Here is an 18,802-nt window from a genome sequence, read left to right as displayed (position 1 = left end):
AATACCGCATAATTGTTTCATAAATGTATCATTTAACCGCTTTCAAGTTTTTTATGTCTTCCATCCGTCTCGGAAGTAAAAATGTAATACATATTGCAGTTCCCATCTCTTCGCTGCTCTCAATTCGCATACTTCCGCCCTGCTTATTCATAATCTCCTGACAAATATACAAACCATAGCCATTCCCGTAACTAGAAGGAAGTACTTTACCTTCTGGAGACTCATTCCACTCCGCAAGCACGCCTTCATCTATACCGATACCATCATCATGAACAAAAACCTTCGCCTCATGCTCATTTACAATTACATTCATACGAATTTGCGTAGCATCACTATATTTAATCGTATTATCAAGCACATTCAAGAAAATTTGCTTCGTCTTATCGAAATCCGCAACAATGTGTACTTCCGTTAACTCATTCATAACTTCAATTTCAAACTGCTGCAACCTGAGTTTCACAATTGAAACTGCTTCTTCTGCTAACTCTTTAATATTTACGACTGTAGGTGACACTTCAAACGTACTCGTCCCGTACTTTGAAGACTTAAGTAATTCCTCTACAAGTGATAATAACCGCTCACTCTCTACAGCTACATAACGGAGGCTCTCCTGCACATCCTCCTTCGATTGTAGCCTCGGAATTAAATCAACATAACCGATAATTGCCGTTAGCGGTGTTTTCAGCTCATGCGTAATGCGGTCCAAGAAATCCTTTTGTTTCTCTTTCTCTTCCTTGAGCTGCTTAATATGCAGTTCAATCCCATCAGCCATCGCATTAAAAGACGCTGAAAGCTGCGCAATCTCCACATACTCATTTAGCTCAATCTTACTTTCATAATCCCCATTCGCAAGCCGCTGCGCCATTTGTCTTAGCTGATCAATCGGCTTATGAAGAGACTTCGCTAAACGAATCGCAAAGAAAATACCAGCAGCTACTAAGCAAATCGACGTCATTAAAAACGTCCAGCTCACATTTGTTAAAACTTCCTTCTCACCCGTTAGCTCATTTATAAAACGAATGCTCCCAATGACATCGTTTCCATAATAAACCGGACTTGAAAACAAAAGAATGGGCGCCGGATCTCCTTCCTCGAAAACATAAGCTTTCTTTCCCTTCAAAGAACTCTCAATATCCATATTCCGATGAAGTAACGCTCCCTTTTGTGTATCTGCAACAACATCTCCATTCTTCCCAATCATCTGCACGCGGACATCCATTCGTTTCGCCAAATACGAAGCAATTAAAAGCGAATTCGGACTTAATGTCTCCACTTCTGCTTCCTTCTCTAAATAATTCATCGTATAAATTTGAGCTTCTACACTTAACTTTTCTAGTGAATCCGCTGCATTATGATACATATTCTTCTCTAGCGAAATATAAACAACCGCATACAAAAGAACAAGAATCGGGATCAACAATCCAACTATTCCAAACACCATATTTCGTTTTAAAGACATATCATCACCACTTAACAATCTAGCTTATAGCCAACGCCATAAATTGTCTTAATATACTCCCCGCTCTTCCCTAGTTTCTTCCGAAGCCTTTGCACCATAATATCAACCGCTCTCGTATTTCCGATATACTCAAACCCCCATACCTTCTCAAGCAACTCATCCCTCATAAACACACGCTGCGGATTCGAAACAAACAACTGACATAAATTAAACTCTCGGTAAGTTAACTGAATTTCTTGTCCGCTGACATGAAGCTTTCGTTCCTTTGGACAAATAAGTAAATCACCAGCCCGAATCACCTCATGATTTAAAGGAACCTCCTCCTTCTTCACACGCCTACTCATATTCTTCACACGAAGAATAAGCTCCGCATAATTAAAAGGCTTCGTCACATAATCATCCGCTCCAAGCTGAAGACCAAGTAACTTATCATTCATCTGACTCTTCGCTGTCAGCATAAGCACCGGAATATCTCTATCCTTCTCACGGAACAAACGTAATAACTCATACCCATCCGTATCAGGAAGCATCACATCTAAAATAAGTACATCCGGCTGCTCATTCCATCTCTCTAAAGCTTCTCTCCCATCAGCCGCCGTCAATACTTCATACCCTTCCATCTCTAACTGCATCCGAATCAAATTACGAATACTCGATTCATCATCAACTACAAGTACTTTCATCATTCTCCTCCTTCCATCCTGTATTATAGTACAGTTTAGTATAGCAAAAATCATACAAAAAAAGAGAGGGTATTGTCGAACATATTTTGTCGACGATACCCTCTCTTTCACTTATTATATTTTATTTAGCATATCCATTCGGTTGTTTCTGATGCCAATCCCACGCATGCTCATTATAGAAATATACTGATACTAAATATCCCTCACTATCTTTACAAATAGTGAGGGATATTTAAAATTACTATTTCAATTCAAGATGTGCTTTTAGCTTATTCGTTAAATCTTGTTTTGCTGCATCTGGAACATAGTAGTACCAAATACCGTCAGCGGCTTTGTGTCCATCACCCGGGATTTGAATATCCTCACTATTTTTCAAGCAGTCTTTATAGTTCTTTTGCATATCAAACATTTGATCTTGTGTTAAATTTGTTTTTACATTCTTTTGAATTGCTGTTAACACATCTCCATAACTTGCTAATGAAGAGAAGCTTGCACCTTTCTTAATAACAGCCTGCATCACTTGGCGCTGACGCATTTGACGGCCGAAGTCACCACGCGGATCTTCTTTACGCATACGTGTAAATGCTAAAGCTTGATCACCTGTTAAATGTATATTTCCTTTTGCAAAATGATGTCCATCCTGCGTAAATTCTAAATCATTACTTACATCTACCCCACCGACCGCATCAACGATATCTTTAAATCCTTCCATGTTCACTTCAATATAATAATTAATAGGAACATTCAAGAATTTTTCTACTGTCGCTACAGACATATCTACGCCGCCAAATGCATAGGCATGGTTGATTTTATCACTTTTACCTTTTCCAACGATTTCTGTATATGTATCACGAGGGATACTTACTGTTTTCATTGAATTATTTTTAGGGTTTAACGTGATAACCATTAAAGAATCCGAACGTCCCTTATCCTCACCGCGCTCATCTGCTCCTAATAATAAAATTGAAACCGGTTCAGCGTTACTAATTTTTTCGCCAACTTTATTGTTGTTTTGATCACGCTTTAGAGGTTTATGAACTTCCTCTAATGTCTTAGATACAGAAGAATATACATTATAAGCATAAACTCCTCCGCCTATAATTAGTACTCCAATAATACCGAGTACCCAAAATAAAATTTTCTTTTTCATATCTTTACCCTCTTTATCAAAATTTATAAATAGTATATCTATTTTTACACTCTTTACTATATTACATTAATCTTGATTAAAAATGAAAGAAAAATTAAGAAACGAACACCAGTATTTACCATTACAATAAAGGAATTCATCATCCACTGATACTAGTTAATTGACGGATTCCCTTTATCATTCTGTATATTCGGAATAAGAAAACTTCACCTGTAACATTATTCCTTACAGCACAAAATAGAGCCCATCTATCGCAATGGACTCTACTTTGTACCGTAAGGAATTTTATCATATAAAATAATAAGTTTTACTCTTTTTATTACTAATTATTTCTCAAAGCTTCCATCCTTTCGCACTAAGATGGATTTTTTCTATATTTATAAAACATCTTATTCCTTGTTCCATGCATACCCAATAATTATTAATAATTAACATAGAACACTCAGAGAATATATTAAAACGAATTCCTATACATACATTCGTATCTAACTAATATTTATAATTCCTTTAAAGATCTACTGCTTTTCCCTAATGTACCAAATATCTTTTGAAAAATCTTTACAATCAACTGCTACATGGTTATCGCTCCAAACAAAATTACCCGATTTAAACATTGCAATCATCTTTGGGTTATTTTGATATAAAAACATATCGCCATTTTCAAATTTTCCATTCTCATAATCATGTAAAACCTCGAATAGCTTCACATTTATCATCTCTTTTCTCTATTTTTATAAGCTCATTTTATATTTCTTTTACTGGAAAGTTGTGTTCTTCTTATGAACTCATCGTAAAATTTTATAGTTTCTTTCTATTTCTACTCCCTATCTCGCTTTTATTCTTTCATCCTATTTTTAATTACAATCTATAAAATATCCCCTAACTATTCCTCTTCTTTTCTAGACAAATAACATAGTAATAGGTGTAAATAAAATAGGTGGATGCTAAGCTACAAATTCAGCCCTACATCCACCTATCTCTATAAAAACGCTTTACCGTCTATTATTCCTTTTTATCCCCAAGTGCAAACGTAATTTCTGTCTCACAAGCGATTTCACCGTCTACAGTGGCAATTGCTTTCCCTTTTCCAATTGCTCCACGTACACGCGTCATTTCGACTTCTAAACGAAGCTGATCACCTGGACGTACTTGTCTTTTAAAACGACAATTATCGATACCAGCAAAAAATGCAAGACGACCACGATTCTCCTCTTTTTTCAGCATAGCAACAGCTCCAACTTGCGCTAAAGCTTCTACAATTAAAACACCCGGCATTACAGGGTAATCAGGAAAATGTCCATTGAAAAATTCTTCGTTAGCTGTAACATTCTTTATTCCGATAGCACGCTTTCCTTCTTCTACCTCTAAAACTTTATCAACAAGTAGAAATGGATAGCGGTGAGGAATAATTTCTTTAATTTGTTGAATATCTAGCATACACTTCTCTCCTTAAACAAAATTGGTCATACCACCAGAAGTTATACTATCATTATCCCATTTTAGCCCTTATTTGTCATTATAAAAAAACATCTTCAAAATTCTTCCTCCAAATAAAAAAATGTATACACTCTTTTCAATATAAATTATTACTGACACGGAGGTTGAAAAGAGTGTATACCCAAGTTAGGGAAAGGCAAATTATATCAAATATATTAAGCCTTAATGTCGTATTCATGGTTTATTATATATGACAAAAATCAGAAATAAAAACCTAATTTTCGACCTTTTTCGCATTAATTCCCTAATTTTACTTAGGATTTCTCTATTTTCCTTACATTCTCTTAAATGTGATATTTAGAAATATGAATTTTAATGAAAAGTAAAGGGTTTTTTGATTTTACATTTTAATTCCTCTGCAATTTGTACGATTTTGAATCTCTTTTTATAGAGCTGATGAATTTCTATGTATAACACTAATTCCCTTCCAAAATACTAACCCCTAGTAAACGAATACTTCTAGTTTACTTGAAAGTTGAATTTTTTTAGCGAGAGTGTAAAAAGCATCTTAGCGAAAAATATCAATTTTATTTTAGCGTTTACAATGAAGCACATATAAAACTTTGCGAGTCTTTTAATGAGTTAAAACAAGAGATTAAGAAATATATGACGTACTATAATCATTATAGATATCAATGGAATTAAAAAAAGATGACTCCTGTTGGATTGATATGATCCCCTTATAGTAGACAGTTGAAAGAAAGTTACTTTACTGTTTATTATGGAGGGGATTTTTTTATGGGGAAAATTAGAAGAACTTTTTCAATCGATTTTAAAATGAAAGCTATTGAATTGTACTTACATAGAGGAATTGGAAGTAAATTAATTGGAAAGGAATTAGGAGTTACATATTCAGTTATAGATAGATGGATTAAAAAATATAAAAATGAAGGGATTCTGGGCCTACAAGAAAAACGTGGAAGATCTAGACAAACAAATGAAATAAATCAAGATGCTAGAATACAACGATTAGAAGCGGAAAACGCATACTTAAAAAAGCTATTAGCTACGAAAAAGGGGATGAGATCAAAAAAATTAAATCAGTAGAATACGAGGTCATTCATACCTTAAAACAGAACTTTTCAATTGTATTGCTTTGTGAAATTGCAGGTGTTTCAAGAAGTGGATATTATAAGTGGGAAAAAAGAATCAACGATCCCTCTGAAAAGATGAAAGAGGACCAATTTATCATGTCTAAAATAGTAGAATGCGAACGAGATCCAGATATAAATGATAGCTATGGTTACCGAAGAATTTGTATATGGCTCACAAAGTATTATGGTTTACAGGTAAATCACAAAAGAGTATATCGTTTAATGAGAAAAATGGGGATACAAGCTAAGATTCGAAAGAAAAAGTGGAGGCATTTTGGTTTAAAAGAACAATGCGTCGTGTCGGAAAATCTGTTAAACAGAGAGTTTTCAACTACAAGACCAAATGAAAAATGGGTTACAGATATAACCTATCTTACCTTTAACAATAAGCGCATATATCTTTCCGTGATACTAGACCTTTACAATAACGAAGTTGTGGCCTACCAAATGAGCGAATACAACAATTTAAAATTAGTTACAGACACAGTTAATAAAGCCTTAAGAAAAAGAAAAGTCCACGAAACAGTATTACATAGCGACCGAGGTTATCAGTATACGTCAAAAAAATATAACCAATTACTTAAAAAGCACAAAATAACCGTGAGTATGTCTAGGAAGGGAAATTGTTACGATAATGCATGTATAGAGAGCTTTTTTAGTCATTTTAAGGCAGAATGCTTTTATAAACATACGTTTCATGAAAAAGCAGAAGTTTTTAAGGCTACTAAAAGATATATGAGCTATTACAATAACAAAAGATTTCAAAAAAGATTAAACAACCTTAGTCCTATTGAATTTGGAATTAAGGCTGCTTAATGAAAAGACACCTAATCTATTACTGTCTACTTGACTGGGGTAAGACCAGGATACAGAAATCATCTTCTTTATGTCGCCTAACTTTTTTTAAAAACGTCCTTTACAAAGAGTACAGATTAATATATATTTAACATTTTAAACCCTCTATTTTTTATCAACTGCTTAACTATTCAAAATAAGATTTGTCTTTTTAAGAAAGATAAACCTCCAACAAATCCTGCTACTATTGTTTTTTTACTATCGATATCGATTGAACTTCTTTATGTGTTTCATCTGAACGTGCTGCAATATAATAACTTGGGGTTTCATAGAAATAATGCTTTTCTATATCATTGTTCATAGCCTCAGTACCTAGTAATTCATGTAACTTTGCAAATGACATTGAAATATCTTGAAACACAACTTCAACAACCTTATCTTGTGAAATAACAAATTGAATATTTCCATCTTTAACAACCTTTTTCCCAGCTTGATCCGGCAATGTAATTAAAGACGTAGGATATTCTACTTTTAATTCATCAATTGCTTTCCCTAAATACCCTGGAGAAATTGCAATATTTGCACCATATACACGCTTTAACAAATTAGTTAAATCTGTTAACTTTGTGTCTTCAGCTATTTTATTTCCTAATTTAAACGGTTCTATATACTTGGTATTAATCCATCCATTTTCACCATTTAAGAGCTTAACTTCTAACCATTCTTCATTTTTTTCTATATTCTTATCCTTATTAACTACACTAAAAATCTCACCAAAATTTGCTATACCTATTTTATCACTATTCATCTTCGCTTCTTTACGGATACTAATCCCATTATTCATTACAACGTACTTCTGTACCTTTTCTTTTTCGCTTATCTTGTTTTCAGATACAGTCTTACTTGAAACAATTTTTTCTGCATTCGTATCTGCCTTATTAGCACCTAACAGTGTATCTTTATAATAAATTCCTGCAGTAATTCCTGCTACTATCATCGTTAAAACAATAGCAGGTATAACAAATTGTTTTTTCTTTGCTTTGCGGTAAGGCTTTCTTTTAATACTTGCAGAATTTACTTGTAATAATCCGTGTTGAAGATTCGATGCCTCTTCTTCTTTTTGCTTTTCTCGCTCTTCTGCAGTCATTTGATTATATTTCTTTAAAAATCCTTCGTAATGTCCAACTACTTCATGTACATCCCCATACTCTTTAAATTGACCATAATGTAGCCAAAGAGCTTTTGTACAGAAGTTTTTCACTTGAGAAAGTGAATGACTAATAAAAAAGATAGTTTTCCCTTGTTCCTTAAATTCATTCATTTTATCTAAACATTTTTTAGTAAACGTTTGATCTCCAACAGATAGAGCCTCATCAATTACCAAAATATCGGGGTTAATATGAACCGAAATCGCAAATCCAATTCTAGACTTCATCCCACTTGAATAAGTCTTCACTGGTTGATATATAAATTTTCCTATATCAGCAAACTCAATAACTTTTGGTGTAATCTCTTTAATTTGCTCTTTCGTAAGCCCCATCATTAAGCCTTTTAGCTCAATATTCTCAAGCCCTGTTAATTGTCCATTTAATCCTGAAGAAATTGCAATTAATGCTGCTGATCCTTTAATAGTGACTTTCCCTTTATTAGGAATTGTCACCCCAGCAATTAAATTAGATAGAGTACTTTTTCCCGAACCGTTTAACCCAACAATACCAACTATCTCCCCCTCTGGTACTTCAAAGGATACATTATTTAAAGCGTAATGGTACTCACCATCTTCACTTTTAAAAAATAGATCTTTTAATTTATCAGAGGGCTTTTTATACATTTTATACCTTTTTGTTACATGTTCGAATTTCACTTTATAATTCATTGAATCATTCACCTTTTATAAGTAGTCAACAAACTGCTTGCGGAACCTTATATGAAACATTGATCCAATCACAAACAAAATAATTGCGATTCCCCAGAAATATAATGTATATAATGACCATATGAAACTAATATCACCATGTAATAATGAAAGTCTATAACCTTCTACCACATAATAAAATGGATTTGCTTTCATTAAAAATGCAAAAGCACCATTCATATGTTCACTTGGTTTCCACAATACTGGTGTTAAATAAAATAACATTCTTGTAATTGATTGAATAAACAAATGTATATCTCTTGAAATGGTAGAGATTGTAGAAGTGATAAAAGCTAATGCAATTAAGAAACAAAAAGTAGAAAATATGCAATATATCAAGCCAATTATACTAAGAAAACTTAACCCTTTAATAAATACTATAATAATTAATAGCACACCCAGCAAAATCATATGTGTATATAATTGCGATAATATAACATACGTTGGAATAATACTCAATGGAAAATTCATTTTAGACACTGCATTAAGCTTGGCGTAAATAGAATTAGAGCCCTGAATAATTGAACTGTTAATAAAAAACCATGGAATAATACCACATATCATCCAAACAAAGAAAGGAACCCCTTCTACAGGTGCCCCGCCTCTTATGCCTAGACCAAATACTAACCAATAAACTAAAATTTGTGTTAATGGATTTAAAAATACCCATATAACTCCTAACGTACTCGCTGCATATTGTTGCTTGAGTTCATACGAAGAAAGTCTTCCCATCAAATAGATGCTATCTAATTGTTCACGAATAACACTTTTTATTGCTTTCATACAATAATCCCATCTTCCTGTAATACCTTATATATATTTCCAAAATTAATAATTTTCATATCAATCCCTGGATTTTCTACTATACAGTTACGGGTATCAAAAAGAAGTGGTTGTCTCATTTTAGCAGCTAATTTATTATAATCCATGCTACTAAACTCACTATGATCAGCTAATACAAGGAGTAAATCCGCTGCTTCCACAGCCTCTTCTGATGATAGTGTTTTAAAGAAATTTGCCTGAATGTATGGGTCATGAATTGCAACTTCGTATCCTTGTTCATGAAGTAAGTCTATAACTTCTAGCGCTGGACTCTCCCTCATATCATCTGTATTTCCCTTATAAGTCACGCCAAACACAGCAACTTTGGCTTTTTCAATTCCTTTAAGTAATTTTCCAACGTTTTCTACAACATATGAAGGCATAGAAACATTTGTATCTCGAGAAATTTGAATAATATTTGTAAGTTTTGGTGCCTTTGCTACAATAAAATATGGATCGACAGCTAAACAATGTCCTCCTACTCCAGGTCCTGGTTGATGTAAATTTACACGTGGATGCTTATTCGCCACTTCGATAACATCTAATACATTTATTTCTAAATTGTTACATATTTTGGCCAATTCATTTGACAATGCAATATTAACATCACGGAATGTATTTTCCATTAGCTTAGACATCTCTGCAGTTTTCGCATCTGTCTCTAATATTTCTCCTTGTACAAATATGCCATATACTTGTGCAGCTTTCTTAGCACAAGCTGGGGTTACTCCCCCTACAATTCTATTATTATAAACAATTTCATTCATAATTTTCCCTGGTAACACACGCTCTGGACAATGTACTAAAAAGATATCTTTACCTACCACAAATCCCGCCTCTTCAACCAAAGGTTTTACATAATCATCCATACTGCGAGGAGCAATTGTTGATTCTACAATTAATATATTCCCTTTTTTAATGTAGGGAATAATTTTTTTAACTGCCGTTAAAACTCCCGTCAAATCACATGATTTATGCTCATCTTTCTGATTAGGAGTCGGAACAGTAATAATAAAAACATCTGCTACTTCCGGTGTAAGTGAAGCACGCAACGTCTCTGCATTTACCGCTTCTTTTACAATTCCTCCGAGTTCTGGCTCTTCAATATGAATTTCTCCTCGGTTTAATTTATCTACAACATCTGATTTAATATCAATCCCCACTACTTCAACGCCATGTTTCGCAAACATGGCGGAAGTAGGGAGACCAATATATCCTAATCCTATTACGCAAATTTTCATATTGCCACACCTTTATCTATACTTCTAATTTCTTCAAAAATCATTGCACAGTGCGTTCCTCTTTTAGGTTTCATCACAAATCTCTTGGTCTTTTCTCTATATTTTGTTTCCATTTTCATTTTATTATCTACATAATATTGAATTTTTGAAATTAAGAGATCTTCATCTTTAATGACTTTTCCAAATAGATCTGTCTGATGATTTATAATCCCTTCTCTGTAATGCTTGCTAAAGAATAGATCATAATCAAATTGGTAAAAAATTACTGGTTTATACATATAGGCAAAATCAAAAGAAACTGTTGAGTAATCCGTAATCAACAAAGAACTAGACTTTAAAAGTTGCTGCACAGAAATACTATCCTTTTTAATCACTTTAATATTTTTACTTGTCGACTCAAATTGAATCCCTAAATTTTCCAGTAGTCTTTGTGCTTCATAATGAAGGTAAAAATTAATAACCAAATCATTTTCTTCTATCAATTTAATTAATTCTTCATTATGAATTAATGAATTAAGCCTTTGAAAATACTCTGACTTTAACAAGCTTTCTTCATTTTTAATCCACGCTCTCCACGTAGGCATAATTAAAATTTCATTTCCCTCACTTATCTTCCCTAAATTATCCCAGCGGGCTAACCCCGTTAATTTCACTTCACTTTCTGGATAACCATACTCTTTAACAATATGCCTTTTTTCTCCTTTTGAGGATACAATAAATAAATCATAATTAGTCTTATTTTTATGAAGAACATGATTCACTCTACTTACACCTATTACACCGTGTTGCAGAAAAATATTTTTACCATACTCTCTCCACTCCGGGTAAATTCCTATTATTTGTTTATATTCCTCTGTATGCATAAAAACTTTATCCGAATAACTATTAATAATTTTTGAAGCAACCAACAGTAAAAATGTATGCCTAATTGAATTAAAGTAAACAATATTTCCATAATCTTTAATTTTATCGAAATCTGGTGATTTTCTATCTATTACATAATAACATTTAATATCAGGATGCTTTTCCCTAATATATTTAAAAAGATGATATGAATTATCTTGTGCGGTATCACGTCTTTCCCCAATAAACCAAATATCTTGTTTCTTAAAATAGAAGCTTAGTAATCTGTATAACCAAATTATAAATAACGACTTATACATTCTTTTACGCAATAACTTCATCTCTTGCTTTAGATTCAGCTTATAAATAATAAGCTGATTTTTAAAATGCCGTAATCCACTAACTTTAGAAACTTTAATCGTCAAATAAGTTCGATTTAATAATGTATCTATTTGTTTCTCATTTATAAAGTTCCTCTTTGCATAATTTTTATCATTAATAATTTTACTTTGAATCCTGTGCTCTAAAGATAACTTTTCATCTTGATTTTTCTCTACAATAATTCTTATTTCCCAATGACCGTTTTCTAAATTAAGATTTCTCAAATCGATATCTTTCTGCTTAAATCCACAATAATCATATTTTTGAACACCGGAACCATTTAAGTTGGTAATATCTGTTCTTAATTCATTATCAAGATCTACACTAATTTCAGATTTTGTTTCTAAGTTACGAAATACAAGTCGTTTCTTATCGGCTTTTTCTGAAGCATAATTATAGTGGAATATATATCCACCTATTGTTAAAATACCATTTCTCACTTTAAAAACTTCTAATTTTAATACTGATTTTAATTTTTTAAAGTTAACATTTTTAACTCTGAGATAATCACTATATTCTGGGAAATATCCATATAAGAAACTATATACTTCCGCTTGCGCAGTTATAACATTTGACCTTCTGAACTTTTTAGGATTTTTAATAACATCCAATAATCGGAACATCTTTTTCTTTTCATTACTCTTTAAAAATTGATGTCCTAATAATTCATAGTGGTTGAATTCCCCTAATAATTCATCCATAGTAAAATCATTCAATAACGTTTTATAAAATCGAAAACCTATTTCAAAAACTTCTTCTAATTCTTGATGATTAAGGGTTTTTTGTCTAACAATAATAGAATCAATAAAAAATTTCCATTGTCTTTTTTCGGCGGTAATACTATACTTTTTTAAATTATGTGATACGTAAAACTCTTTAAGTTTTTGTATATTTTTATAAAGATGTTTGAAATAAATTACATCGCTCCGCTTAGTTAAAGAGGACTCCGATTGAATTACACGATAGTTCAACGAATTTATATTTAACACACACGTTCTATTGGATAAATATAAACATTGTTGTGTAAACAAAAAATCTTCTCCTATATTAATTTCTTCATCAAATTTAAGCTTGTACTTTAATATAAGATTTCTTTTAAAAAGTTTGTTACAAACTGAGGGGCTTAAATTTAGTTCTGGATTGTTTTTAATATGGCGGACTTCTGGTAAATCTTCTTCAAAAAGTTTTGCCATATAAGGGAGCCCCCAAGTTTTCTCTTCATTAAAACATTTAATATTACCAATAAAGGTATCTGATTTTGTATTACGAGATTTCAAATACATTACTCTATATGTATTTGGTAAAACATAGTCATCAGGATCTAAAAATGCAATGTATTCTCCTGTGGCTAGCTCTAGACCTCTATTACGCGCGCTCGCTACTCCACCATTTTCTTTATTAATTAATCGAAATTTATCACCGTATTTCTCTACATATTCCTCAGCAATTTCACGGCTTTTATCAGTAGATCCATCATTAATTAATAAAACCTCTATTTCCTTCAAACTTTGTTTAACTAATGAATCTAAACATTCTTCAAGGTGTTTTTCAGCATTATAAATTGGAACTATCACACTTAAGACTTTCAAAGTTCCTCCTCCTATCCTATCAATATATCTTGTTATTTCAAATATCCCCAAATTGTTTCACAATGTGTTTTGGAATACTTTCTCTGAATGTATTTATTCGCTTTTTCTAGTTCTGAAAAAAACATCTCTTCTTTATACTTGTTTAATAATCGATTAATTTCTATTCCCTGTTCTACCCTTTCTCCAAACAAATCTTGCTTATGATCAATCGGTCCCTCATTATAATGCCTAGAATAAAACTCATCATAATCAAACTGATAAAAAATAACTGGTTTATTCATATAAGCAAAATCAAATGAAACCGTAGAATAATCTGTAATCAGTAACCGATGTCGCTTCAGTAGACTTTGAACAGTTTCTTCGCCTTGTTTCATGACTTTTATTCGTTCATGAAACACAGGCATTTCTGCACCTAATTTTTGAGTCTGATAGTGTGGAAAGAATGTCAATGTTAAATCTTGCTCTTCTAGTATTTGATGAAACTCTTCACTTTGTAAAAATGACATGTATGTTTTCCAATAATTTGATTCTTCCAATTGCTCTTTTGTTTTAATCCAGCTTCTCCACGTCGGCATGAGTAAAATTTCATTCCCTTTACTCTCATCTTGTAGCGCATCCCAACGAGCAAGTCCTGTTACAATCACTTCATCTTCGGTATAACCAAACTCTTTTACAATATGATCTTTCTCAAATTGAGAAGATACGACAAACAATGAGTATCCCATACGATTTTTATTCAATACATGATTCACCCGACTTACACCTATGACACCATGTTGAATAAAAATCTTCTTGTTTTGCTGCCATTCTGGATAATACTTCAAAATATGTTTATAATCATCTGTATACATGTTTGCTGTTTCTGAATAACTGTTAATCGTCTTATCACAAATCAGCAAATAGAATGTATGTTTAAAACTCCCAAATTGGATGGTATTACCTAAATCTTCAATGTTTTTATATTCATTACTTTCCTTATCAATAATATAAAAAACTGGAACATCAGGATGTTCTTTTCGAATATATGTAAATAGGTGATAAGAATTATCTTGCGCTGTATCTTCTCTTTCACCAATTAACCATATCCTCTTTCTACGAAAATATGATCCAAATAATTTATAGGATATAATTGCAAGTAATGCTTTATAATTTTTCCGTTTAAATAAACCTACATCATAACGTATTGCTCGCTTAATTTCACTATATGCATTCATCATTCTCTTCATATAGTTAGACTTATGAATCTGAATTGTAGCTTCACTATTTTTATATAGCACTTTAATATCTAATGAATTTACATTTTGATACTTTGTATTATTGCGTAACTGTGCTAACAGAACCCTTAGCGGTTCTTCAACAACAGTGTTCCCTATGCTGAGGCGTATTGATATTTTCCATTCTCCCTCTTCTAACAAATCCCTTACATTGACTTCTATTGTTCCAAATCCCGCATCATTATAGTCAATTGTGTTGTTAGAAAATAAGTATGATATATCGGTACGTAAGGAGTTTTCTAGTTGGATTGTTTTAGTGGTTCCTTCTTTATAAAATACTAATTCTTTTTTTATTTTTTTGGTCGATAAATTTCCAACAAATGCATATCCACTAATTGTAAGAATCTCTTTACGAAGTTTTATTCCTTCAATTTTATGAACTACGGTTAAATTATTAACTTGCAATAACTCTTTATATCGAGGGAAAAATTGATAATAAAAATAATAATATTTTTCATTATCGTATACATGTTCTTTTGAAATCAATTCATCCTGAATGATATTTAATAATTTTTCTAAACTTATACAATCATTTTCTTTTATCATTTCAGTTATTAATTTATCACGCACATTAAAATTCTCTACATGCTTCAAACTAACTAGGCTTGATAGAAACTTATTTCCTAATTGAATGACTTCTAAAAGCTTTTCACTTGAAAAACCTTTTCCCTTTAAAACAATGGAATCCACAAAGAATTTCCACTGTCTTGCCTCTATAGTATGGATTAATGCCAGCCTTTTTTTCTCTTTATATATGGCCGTTAATTTCATTTGTAATATAACTAGTTGATTAAAAAATGTAATAGTTGTATTTTTAGATAGGTTATTATCGCCGTTATCTAATATCCTATAATAAAGTAACGGTATATCGCGTACGATTACTCTTTCTGTAACCAACAAACATTTTTGTGTAAATAGCAAGTCCTCCCCTACCCAAAGATCTTCATCAAAATGAATACCATTAAGGACACACATTTCTCTCTTAAATATCTTATTGCTCGTGGATGGAGTGAAATGTAATTCTAAGTTCGTTGCAACATTCCTAATTAACGGGAGTTCCTTATTAAATAATTTTTTCATATATGAAAGTGGCCAATTTTTATATTCATTAAAACAAATAATATTGGCAATAACCATATCTGCATTATTTTCGCTGGCAACCTCATACATTTCCTCGTACCCAGCTAAATGTACATAATCATCTGCATCTAAAAATGTAACATATTCCCCGTTTGCTTTTTGTAATCCTGTATTACGCGTAGCACTCACACCAGCATTCTGTTGCTTATAAACTTTCAAATTATTATGGTGCTTTTCATACTGCCTCAATACTGTCATGCTATTATCGGTTGAACCATCATCAACAACAATAATTTCAATCCCCTTTAATGTCTGCTCAACAACAGATTGTAAACACTGAGCTAAATATTGTTCTTTGTTATAATTTGTAATTACTACACTTAGCTTCGCTTTCTTCAAGAAACCCTCATTCCCATCTTTTAGTTCATATGGTAACGTAGAAATTGAATAACTTTTCCCCTATGTTATTCCAAGTTCTTATATATATTTATAAAGATTTCTTTTTCATTTTCCCAATTATAATTATTACGGGCAATGAAGCTATTTTCTCTCATTTTCTCTCTTTCTTCTGGATGTTCTAGTATGTAGTTTACTCCTTCAGCAATGGAGGCAGGATTGTGAGAATCTATACAAACCCCAACACATTCCTTTTCTACCACACGTTGTATCTCTGGAAAACTACAAGCAACAACTGGAACTCCGCTCATCATATATTCAAATAGTTTATTAGATGAAGCTGAATAATGATTAAAACAAACGTTATTTAAAACCTGAAAACCTAAATAAGCATTTTTCGTATAATGTAATAATTCATTTACAGGCACCTTCGGAAGGAATTTCACTTTATTTCCCAAACCTAACTCTAATACCATCTTCTGTAGCTCTGGCTTAATACGTCCATCACCAATAAATACGAGTGTGCCCTTTTTAAACATTGGAACTGCTTGTACTAGCTTTTCTAGACCTCTTCCCACTTGAATTCCGCCTTGATATAACAAGATAGGTTCTTCCTGTGGAATCTCTAACACTTCGTGCAAATTAATTGAATTACTGTCCTCTGGTTGTGTTACAAAAGGATAGTTATGAATGACCTTAGGATAAAAGCCATATAAATCTTCCGCATATTTTGCACGAGTATGATTTTCCATAATCATCACATCTGTATATTTCAGAAAGAATTTCTCCATAATCCCATAAATTTTACTATTGTATCCTGTACGGCTGGTCTGTACCTCATGTGAATCATAAACTAATTTCTTTTTTCTAAATATTTTCGCACAAAGCCATCCTTGTGGTAGTGTATTTAAATCATTAGAATGATAGAAATCATATTCTTTTTTCAAACCAACCTTGACCATTTGAACCAATATGTAAGAGCGTACAATTAATGTCCGTAGCTTTCCCGTGGAAAATAATGCACCAAATAATAATATCAAACATGTTATTATTGGAAATTTCCAGAAACACAGTGCCGCAATTACTCCAAATAAAAACATTGTAACTATATTTTTCGTTATTAACTGTTTTACTCGTTTTGCTGCACCCAAACCTTTTTGTAAAAGAGATAGGCGATTATTTACACGTGTTACTGTAAACCCTTCTTTCCGCATCTCCCACTTAGGTAAATCCTGTTGTTTCCAATCGTGAATACATATCAAGTCCACTTCATAACCCTCTTCAGCTAAAGCCGTACATTCCCTTAACACACGGGCATCATTTGTGAAGTGGTTCCATACGAACATACATACTTTCTGCTGTTGCATCTTTTTCCTCCATTAAACTCGTTAATACTTTGATGTTATTTTTCCATCTCAAATATTGGAAAGCGAACTCGTGTCCATTATTCCCCGTTTTTCTGCGTAATATCTCATTCTCAGCTAATCTTAAAATATGCTCTCCTAATTCTTTAACTGTTCGATCGTGTGAAATCAAACCACATTGAGCTTCATTAATCACCTTTTCTGCATATCCAGACACATCGCCAACAATAGGCTTTTTCATACACATATAGTCAATAATCTTTCCTGGCAAAACTGTTTGAAATACTTTTTCATCTACTAAACTAACATATGCAATATGCGCCTTTGCAACTTCCTTTAAAGTTTCATTGCGACTTTTTGCTTTAATAATTTCTACATTAGAGAGTTTTTTCTCTTTAATAACTTCAGCCACTTGATAGCTTTTAAATCCATAGCCAATTATTTTAAATTTAATATTTTCCTTTTCTTTTAGAAATTCTGCTACATCAATCAACTTTAGAACGTCTTGAGCTAATCCGATATTCCCTGTATAAATTACTTCCACTGTTTCAGTAGCCGAGGAAGTTATACTCCGCTTATTTTCTACCATATGTAATTCTTCCTCTGTTAAGGAATTTGGCATAAATGAAATTCTTTCGCGTTTAACACCCTTTAACTCAAGATATGGAATAAATCCTGCACTATTTACAATAATCTGATCAGCTGCATGATACAGCATCTTTTCTAAAGCATATGCTATTGATAAAACAAATCGATTCGCAAAAACTCCAACACCTAACAATGATTCCGGCCATAAATCTCGGACATCTAATAATAGTTCAGCCTTCAACTTTTTCTTAGCAAAAAGTCCTGCTATACCGATAAAAATAGGAGGAGTTGAAACGAATACATAATCATACTTTTTATCCATGCGTAATATAGCCATAATAAAAAGTATTGTGATTTCTAAATACAAAAATAATCTCCTTAACATATTATTTGTATATTTTTTCACCCTTGGTTTCACTCTTATAATGTCGTCACTATTTATCGATTCTTCGTCCCAAAATTCTTTTTTCTTATATAAATTTTCATTTGGATATCTTGGATCAGTAGTCAAAATTGTAACATCATATCCTTTTTCACTTAATTCCGAGTAAATATTCTTAATTCGATTCGCCGCACTTCCGATTTCTGGATAAAAATTTTGTGCTATCACTAACACCTTCTTCATTTTTCT

Annotated in this window: 14 protein-coding genes and 1 pseudogene; 3 read left to right on the top strand and 12 right to left on the bottom strand. The window is 32.3% G+C overall.

Features of this window, described 5'->3' with window-relative positions:
* Nucleotides 1-28: 28 nt before the first annotated feature.
* The 5 genes from FT637_RS13790 to fabZ form a co-directional block, all read right to left on the bottom strand.
* Nucleotides 29-1,459 carry an ATP-binding protein gene (locus tag FT637_RS13790; RefSeq protein WP_193646790.1) on the bottom strand — a complete coding sequence of 477 codons (1,431 nt, stop codon included), beginning with the start codon at nt 1,457-1,459 and terminating at the stop codon, nt 29-31.
* A gap of 11 nt (nt 1,460-1,470) precedes the next feature.
* Nucleotides 1,471-2,142, bottom strand: coding sequence for a response regulator transcription factor (locus FT637_RS13785; protein ID WP_193646789.1), 672 nt, complete (start codon nt 2,140-2,142; stop codon nt 1,471-1,473).
* A gap of 241 nt (nt 2,143-2,383) precedes the next feature.
* On the bottom strand, nt 2,384-3,292 hold the full coding sequence (locus FT637_RS13780) for a LytR family transcriptional regulator (protein ID WP_193646788.1): 909 nt from the start codon (nt 3,290-3,292) through the stop codon (nt 2,384-2,386).
* Nucleotides 3,293-3,807: 515 nt separating this feature from the next.
* A complete protein-coding gene (locus FT637_RS13775) occupies nt 3,808-4,008 on the bottom strand; it encodes a hypothetical protein (RefSeq protein ID WP_193646787.1) in 201 nt (66 codons plus the stop codon).
* A gap of 286 nt (nt 4,009-4,294) precedes the next feature.
* The gene (gene fabZ / locus FT637_RS13770; RefSeq protein WP_000884318.1) at nt 4,295-4,729 is read right to left on the bottom strand and encodes a 3-hydroxyacyl-ACP dehydratase FabZ; all 435 of its coding nucleotides are present in this window, start codon (nt 4,727-4,729) and stop codon (nt 4,295-4,297) included.
* 603 nt (nt 4,730-5,332) lie between these two features.
* On the opposite strand from fabZ, the pseudogene FT637_RS30610 reads away from it, so the two are divergent.
* From FT637_RS30610 to FT637_RS13760, 3 genes and pseudogenes are all read left to right on the top strand, one after another.
* Nucleotides 5,333-5,434 (top strand): annotated as a pseudogene (locus FT637_RS30610) (IS3 family transposase); the annotation flags it as partial.
* A 93-nt stretch (nt 5,435-5,527) separates the two neighbouring features.
* The gene (locus FT637_RS13765) at nt 5,528-5,836 is read left to right on the top strand and encodes a helix-turn-helix domain-containing protein (RefSeq protein WP_193646786.1); all 309 of its coding nucleotides are present in this window, start codon (nt 5,528-5,530) and stop codon (nt 5,834-5,836) included.
* Nucleotides 5,758-6,699, top strand: a complete 942-nt coding sequence (locus FT637_RS13760) for an IS3 family transposase (protein ID WP_193647022.1) — start codon at nt 5,758-5,760, stop codon at nt 6,697-6,699. The genes FT637_RS13765 and FT637_RS13760 overlap by 79 nt, the downstream gene beginning before the upstream one ends.
* Before the next feature lie 223 nt (nt 6,700-6,922).
* Here the strand turns inward: FT637_RS13760 and tagH are convergent, their stop codons facing one another.
* The 7 genes from tagH to FT637_RS13725 all read right to left on the bottom strand — a co-directional run bounded on the left by tagH (nt 6,923) and on the right by FT637_RS13725 (nt 18,796).
* Complete coding sequence (gene tagH, locus FT637_RS13755; protein ID WP_193646785.1) at nt 6,923-8,554, bottom strand: teichoic acids export ABC transporter ATP-binding subunit TagH; 1,632 nt, start codon at nt 8,552-8,554, stop codon at nt 6,923-6,925.
* Nucleotides 8,555-8,569: 15 nt separating this feature from the next.
* Complete coding sequence (locus FT637_RS13750; protein ID WP_193646784.1) at nt 8,570-9,376, bottom strand: ABC transporter permease; 807 nt, start codon at nt 9,374-9,376, stop codon at nt 8,570-8,572.
* Nucleotides 9,373-10,656, bottom strand: a complete 1,284-nt coding sequence (locus FT637_RS13745; RefSeq protein WP_193646783.1) for a nucleotide sugar dehydrogenase — start codon at nt 10,654-10,656, stop codon at nt 9,373-9,375. Before FT637_RS13745 ends, FT637_RS13750 begins: the two co-directional genes overlap by 4 nt.
* Nucleotides 10,653-13,469 carry a CDP-glycerol glycerophosphotransferase family protein gene (locus tag FT637_RS13740; RefSeq protein ID WP_193646782.1) on the bottom strand — a complete coding sequence of 939 codons (2,817 nt, stop codon included), beginning with the start codon at nt 13,467-13,469 and terminating at the stop codon, nt 10,653-10,655. The genes FT637_RS13745 and FT637_RS13740 overlap by 4 nt, the downstream gene beginning before the upstream one ends.
* A 32-nt stretch (nt 13,470-13,501) precedes the next feature.
* On the bottom strand, nt 13,502-16,222 hold the full coding sequence (locus tag FT637_RS13735; protein ID WP_193646781.1) for a glycosyltransferase: 2,721 nt from the start codon (nt 16,220-16,222) through the stop codon (nt 13,502-13,504).
* Nucleotides 16,223-16,287: 65 nt separating this feature from the next.
* Nucleotides 16,288-17,586: a glycosyltransferase gene (locus tag FT637_RS13730; RefSeq protein WP_193646780.1), complete on the bottom strand. Its 1,299-nt coding sequence runs from the start codon at nt 17,584-17,586 to the stop codon at nt 16,288-16,290.
* On the bottom strand, nt 17,537-18,796 hold the full coding sequence (locus FT637_RS13725; RefSeq protein ID WP_193646779.1) for a glycosyltransferase family 4 protein: 1,260 nt from the start codon (nt 18,794-18,796) through the stop codon (nt 17,537-17,539). The genes FT637_RS13730 and FT637_RS13725 overlap by 50 nt, the downstream gene beginning before the upstream one ends.
* Nucleotides 18,797-18,802: the final 6 nt, after the last annotated feature.

It is taken from the genome of Bacillus cereus, from assembly GCF_015071065.1.
GTDB classification, from domain to species: Bacteria; Bacillota; Bacilli; order Bacillales; family Bacillaceae_G; genus Bacillus_A; species Bacillus_A cereus_BA.
Note: the sequence above shows the minus strand (reverse complement) of the source record. Positions and strands in the feature narration are given on the sequence as shown.

Excerpts from the sequence above, each read along its gene's own strand:
- FT637_RS13725 (WP_193646779.1), bottom strand. The coding sequence starts at position 18,796 with ATGAAGAAGGTGTTAGTGATAGCACAAAATTTTTATCCAGAAATCGGA.
- tagH (WP_193646785.1), bottom strand. The coding sequence starts at position 8,554 with ATGAATTATAAAGTGAAATTCGAACATGTAACAAAAAGGTATAAAATG.
- FT637_RS13780 (WP_193646788.1), bottom strand. The coding sequence starts at position 3,292 with ATGAAAAAGAAAATTTTATTTTGGGTACTCGGTATTATTGGAGTACTA.
- FT637_RS13750 (WP_193646784.1), bottom strand. The coding sequence starts at position 9,376 with ATGAAAGCAATAAAAAGTGTTATTCGTGAACAATTAGATAGCATCTAT.
- FT637_RS13745 (WP_193646783.1), bottom strand. The coding sequence starts at position 10,656 with ATGAAAATTTGCGTAATAGGATTAGGATATATTGGTCTCCCTACTTCC.
- FT637_RS13790 (WP_193646790.1), bottom strand. The coding sequence starts at position 1,459 with ATGTCTTTAAAACGAAATATGGTGTTTGGAATAGTTGGATTGTTGATC.
- fabZ (WP_000884318.1), bottom strand. The coding sequence starts at position 4,729 with ATGCTAGATATTCAACAAATTAAAGAAATTATTCCTCACCGCTATCCA.
- FT637_RS13785 (WP_193646789.1), bottom strand. The coding sequence starts at position 2,142 with ATGAAAGTACTTGTAGTTGATGATGAATCGAGTATTCGTAATTTGATT.
- FT637_RS13775 (WP_193646787.1), bottom strand. The coding sequence starts at position 4,008 with ATGATAAATGTGAAGCTATTCGAGGTTTTACATGATTATGAGAATGGA.
- FT637_RS13765 (WP_193646786.1), top strand. The coding sequence starts at position 5,528 with ATGGGGAAAATTAGAAGAACTTTTTCAATCGATTTTAAAATGAAAGCT.
- FT637_RS13730 (WP_193646780.1), bottom strand. The coding sequence starts at position 17,586 with ATGCAACAGCAGAAAGTATGTATGTTCGTATGGAACCACTTCACAAAT.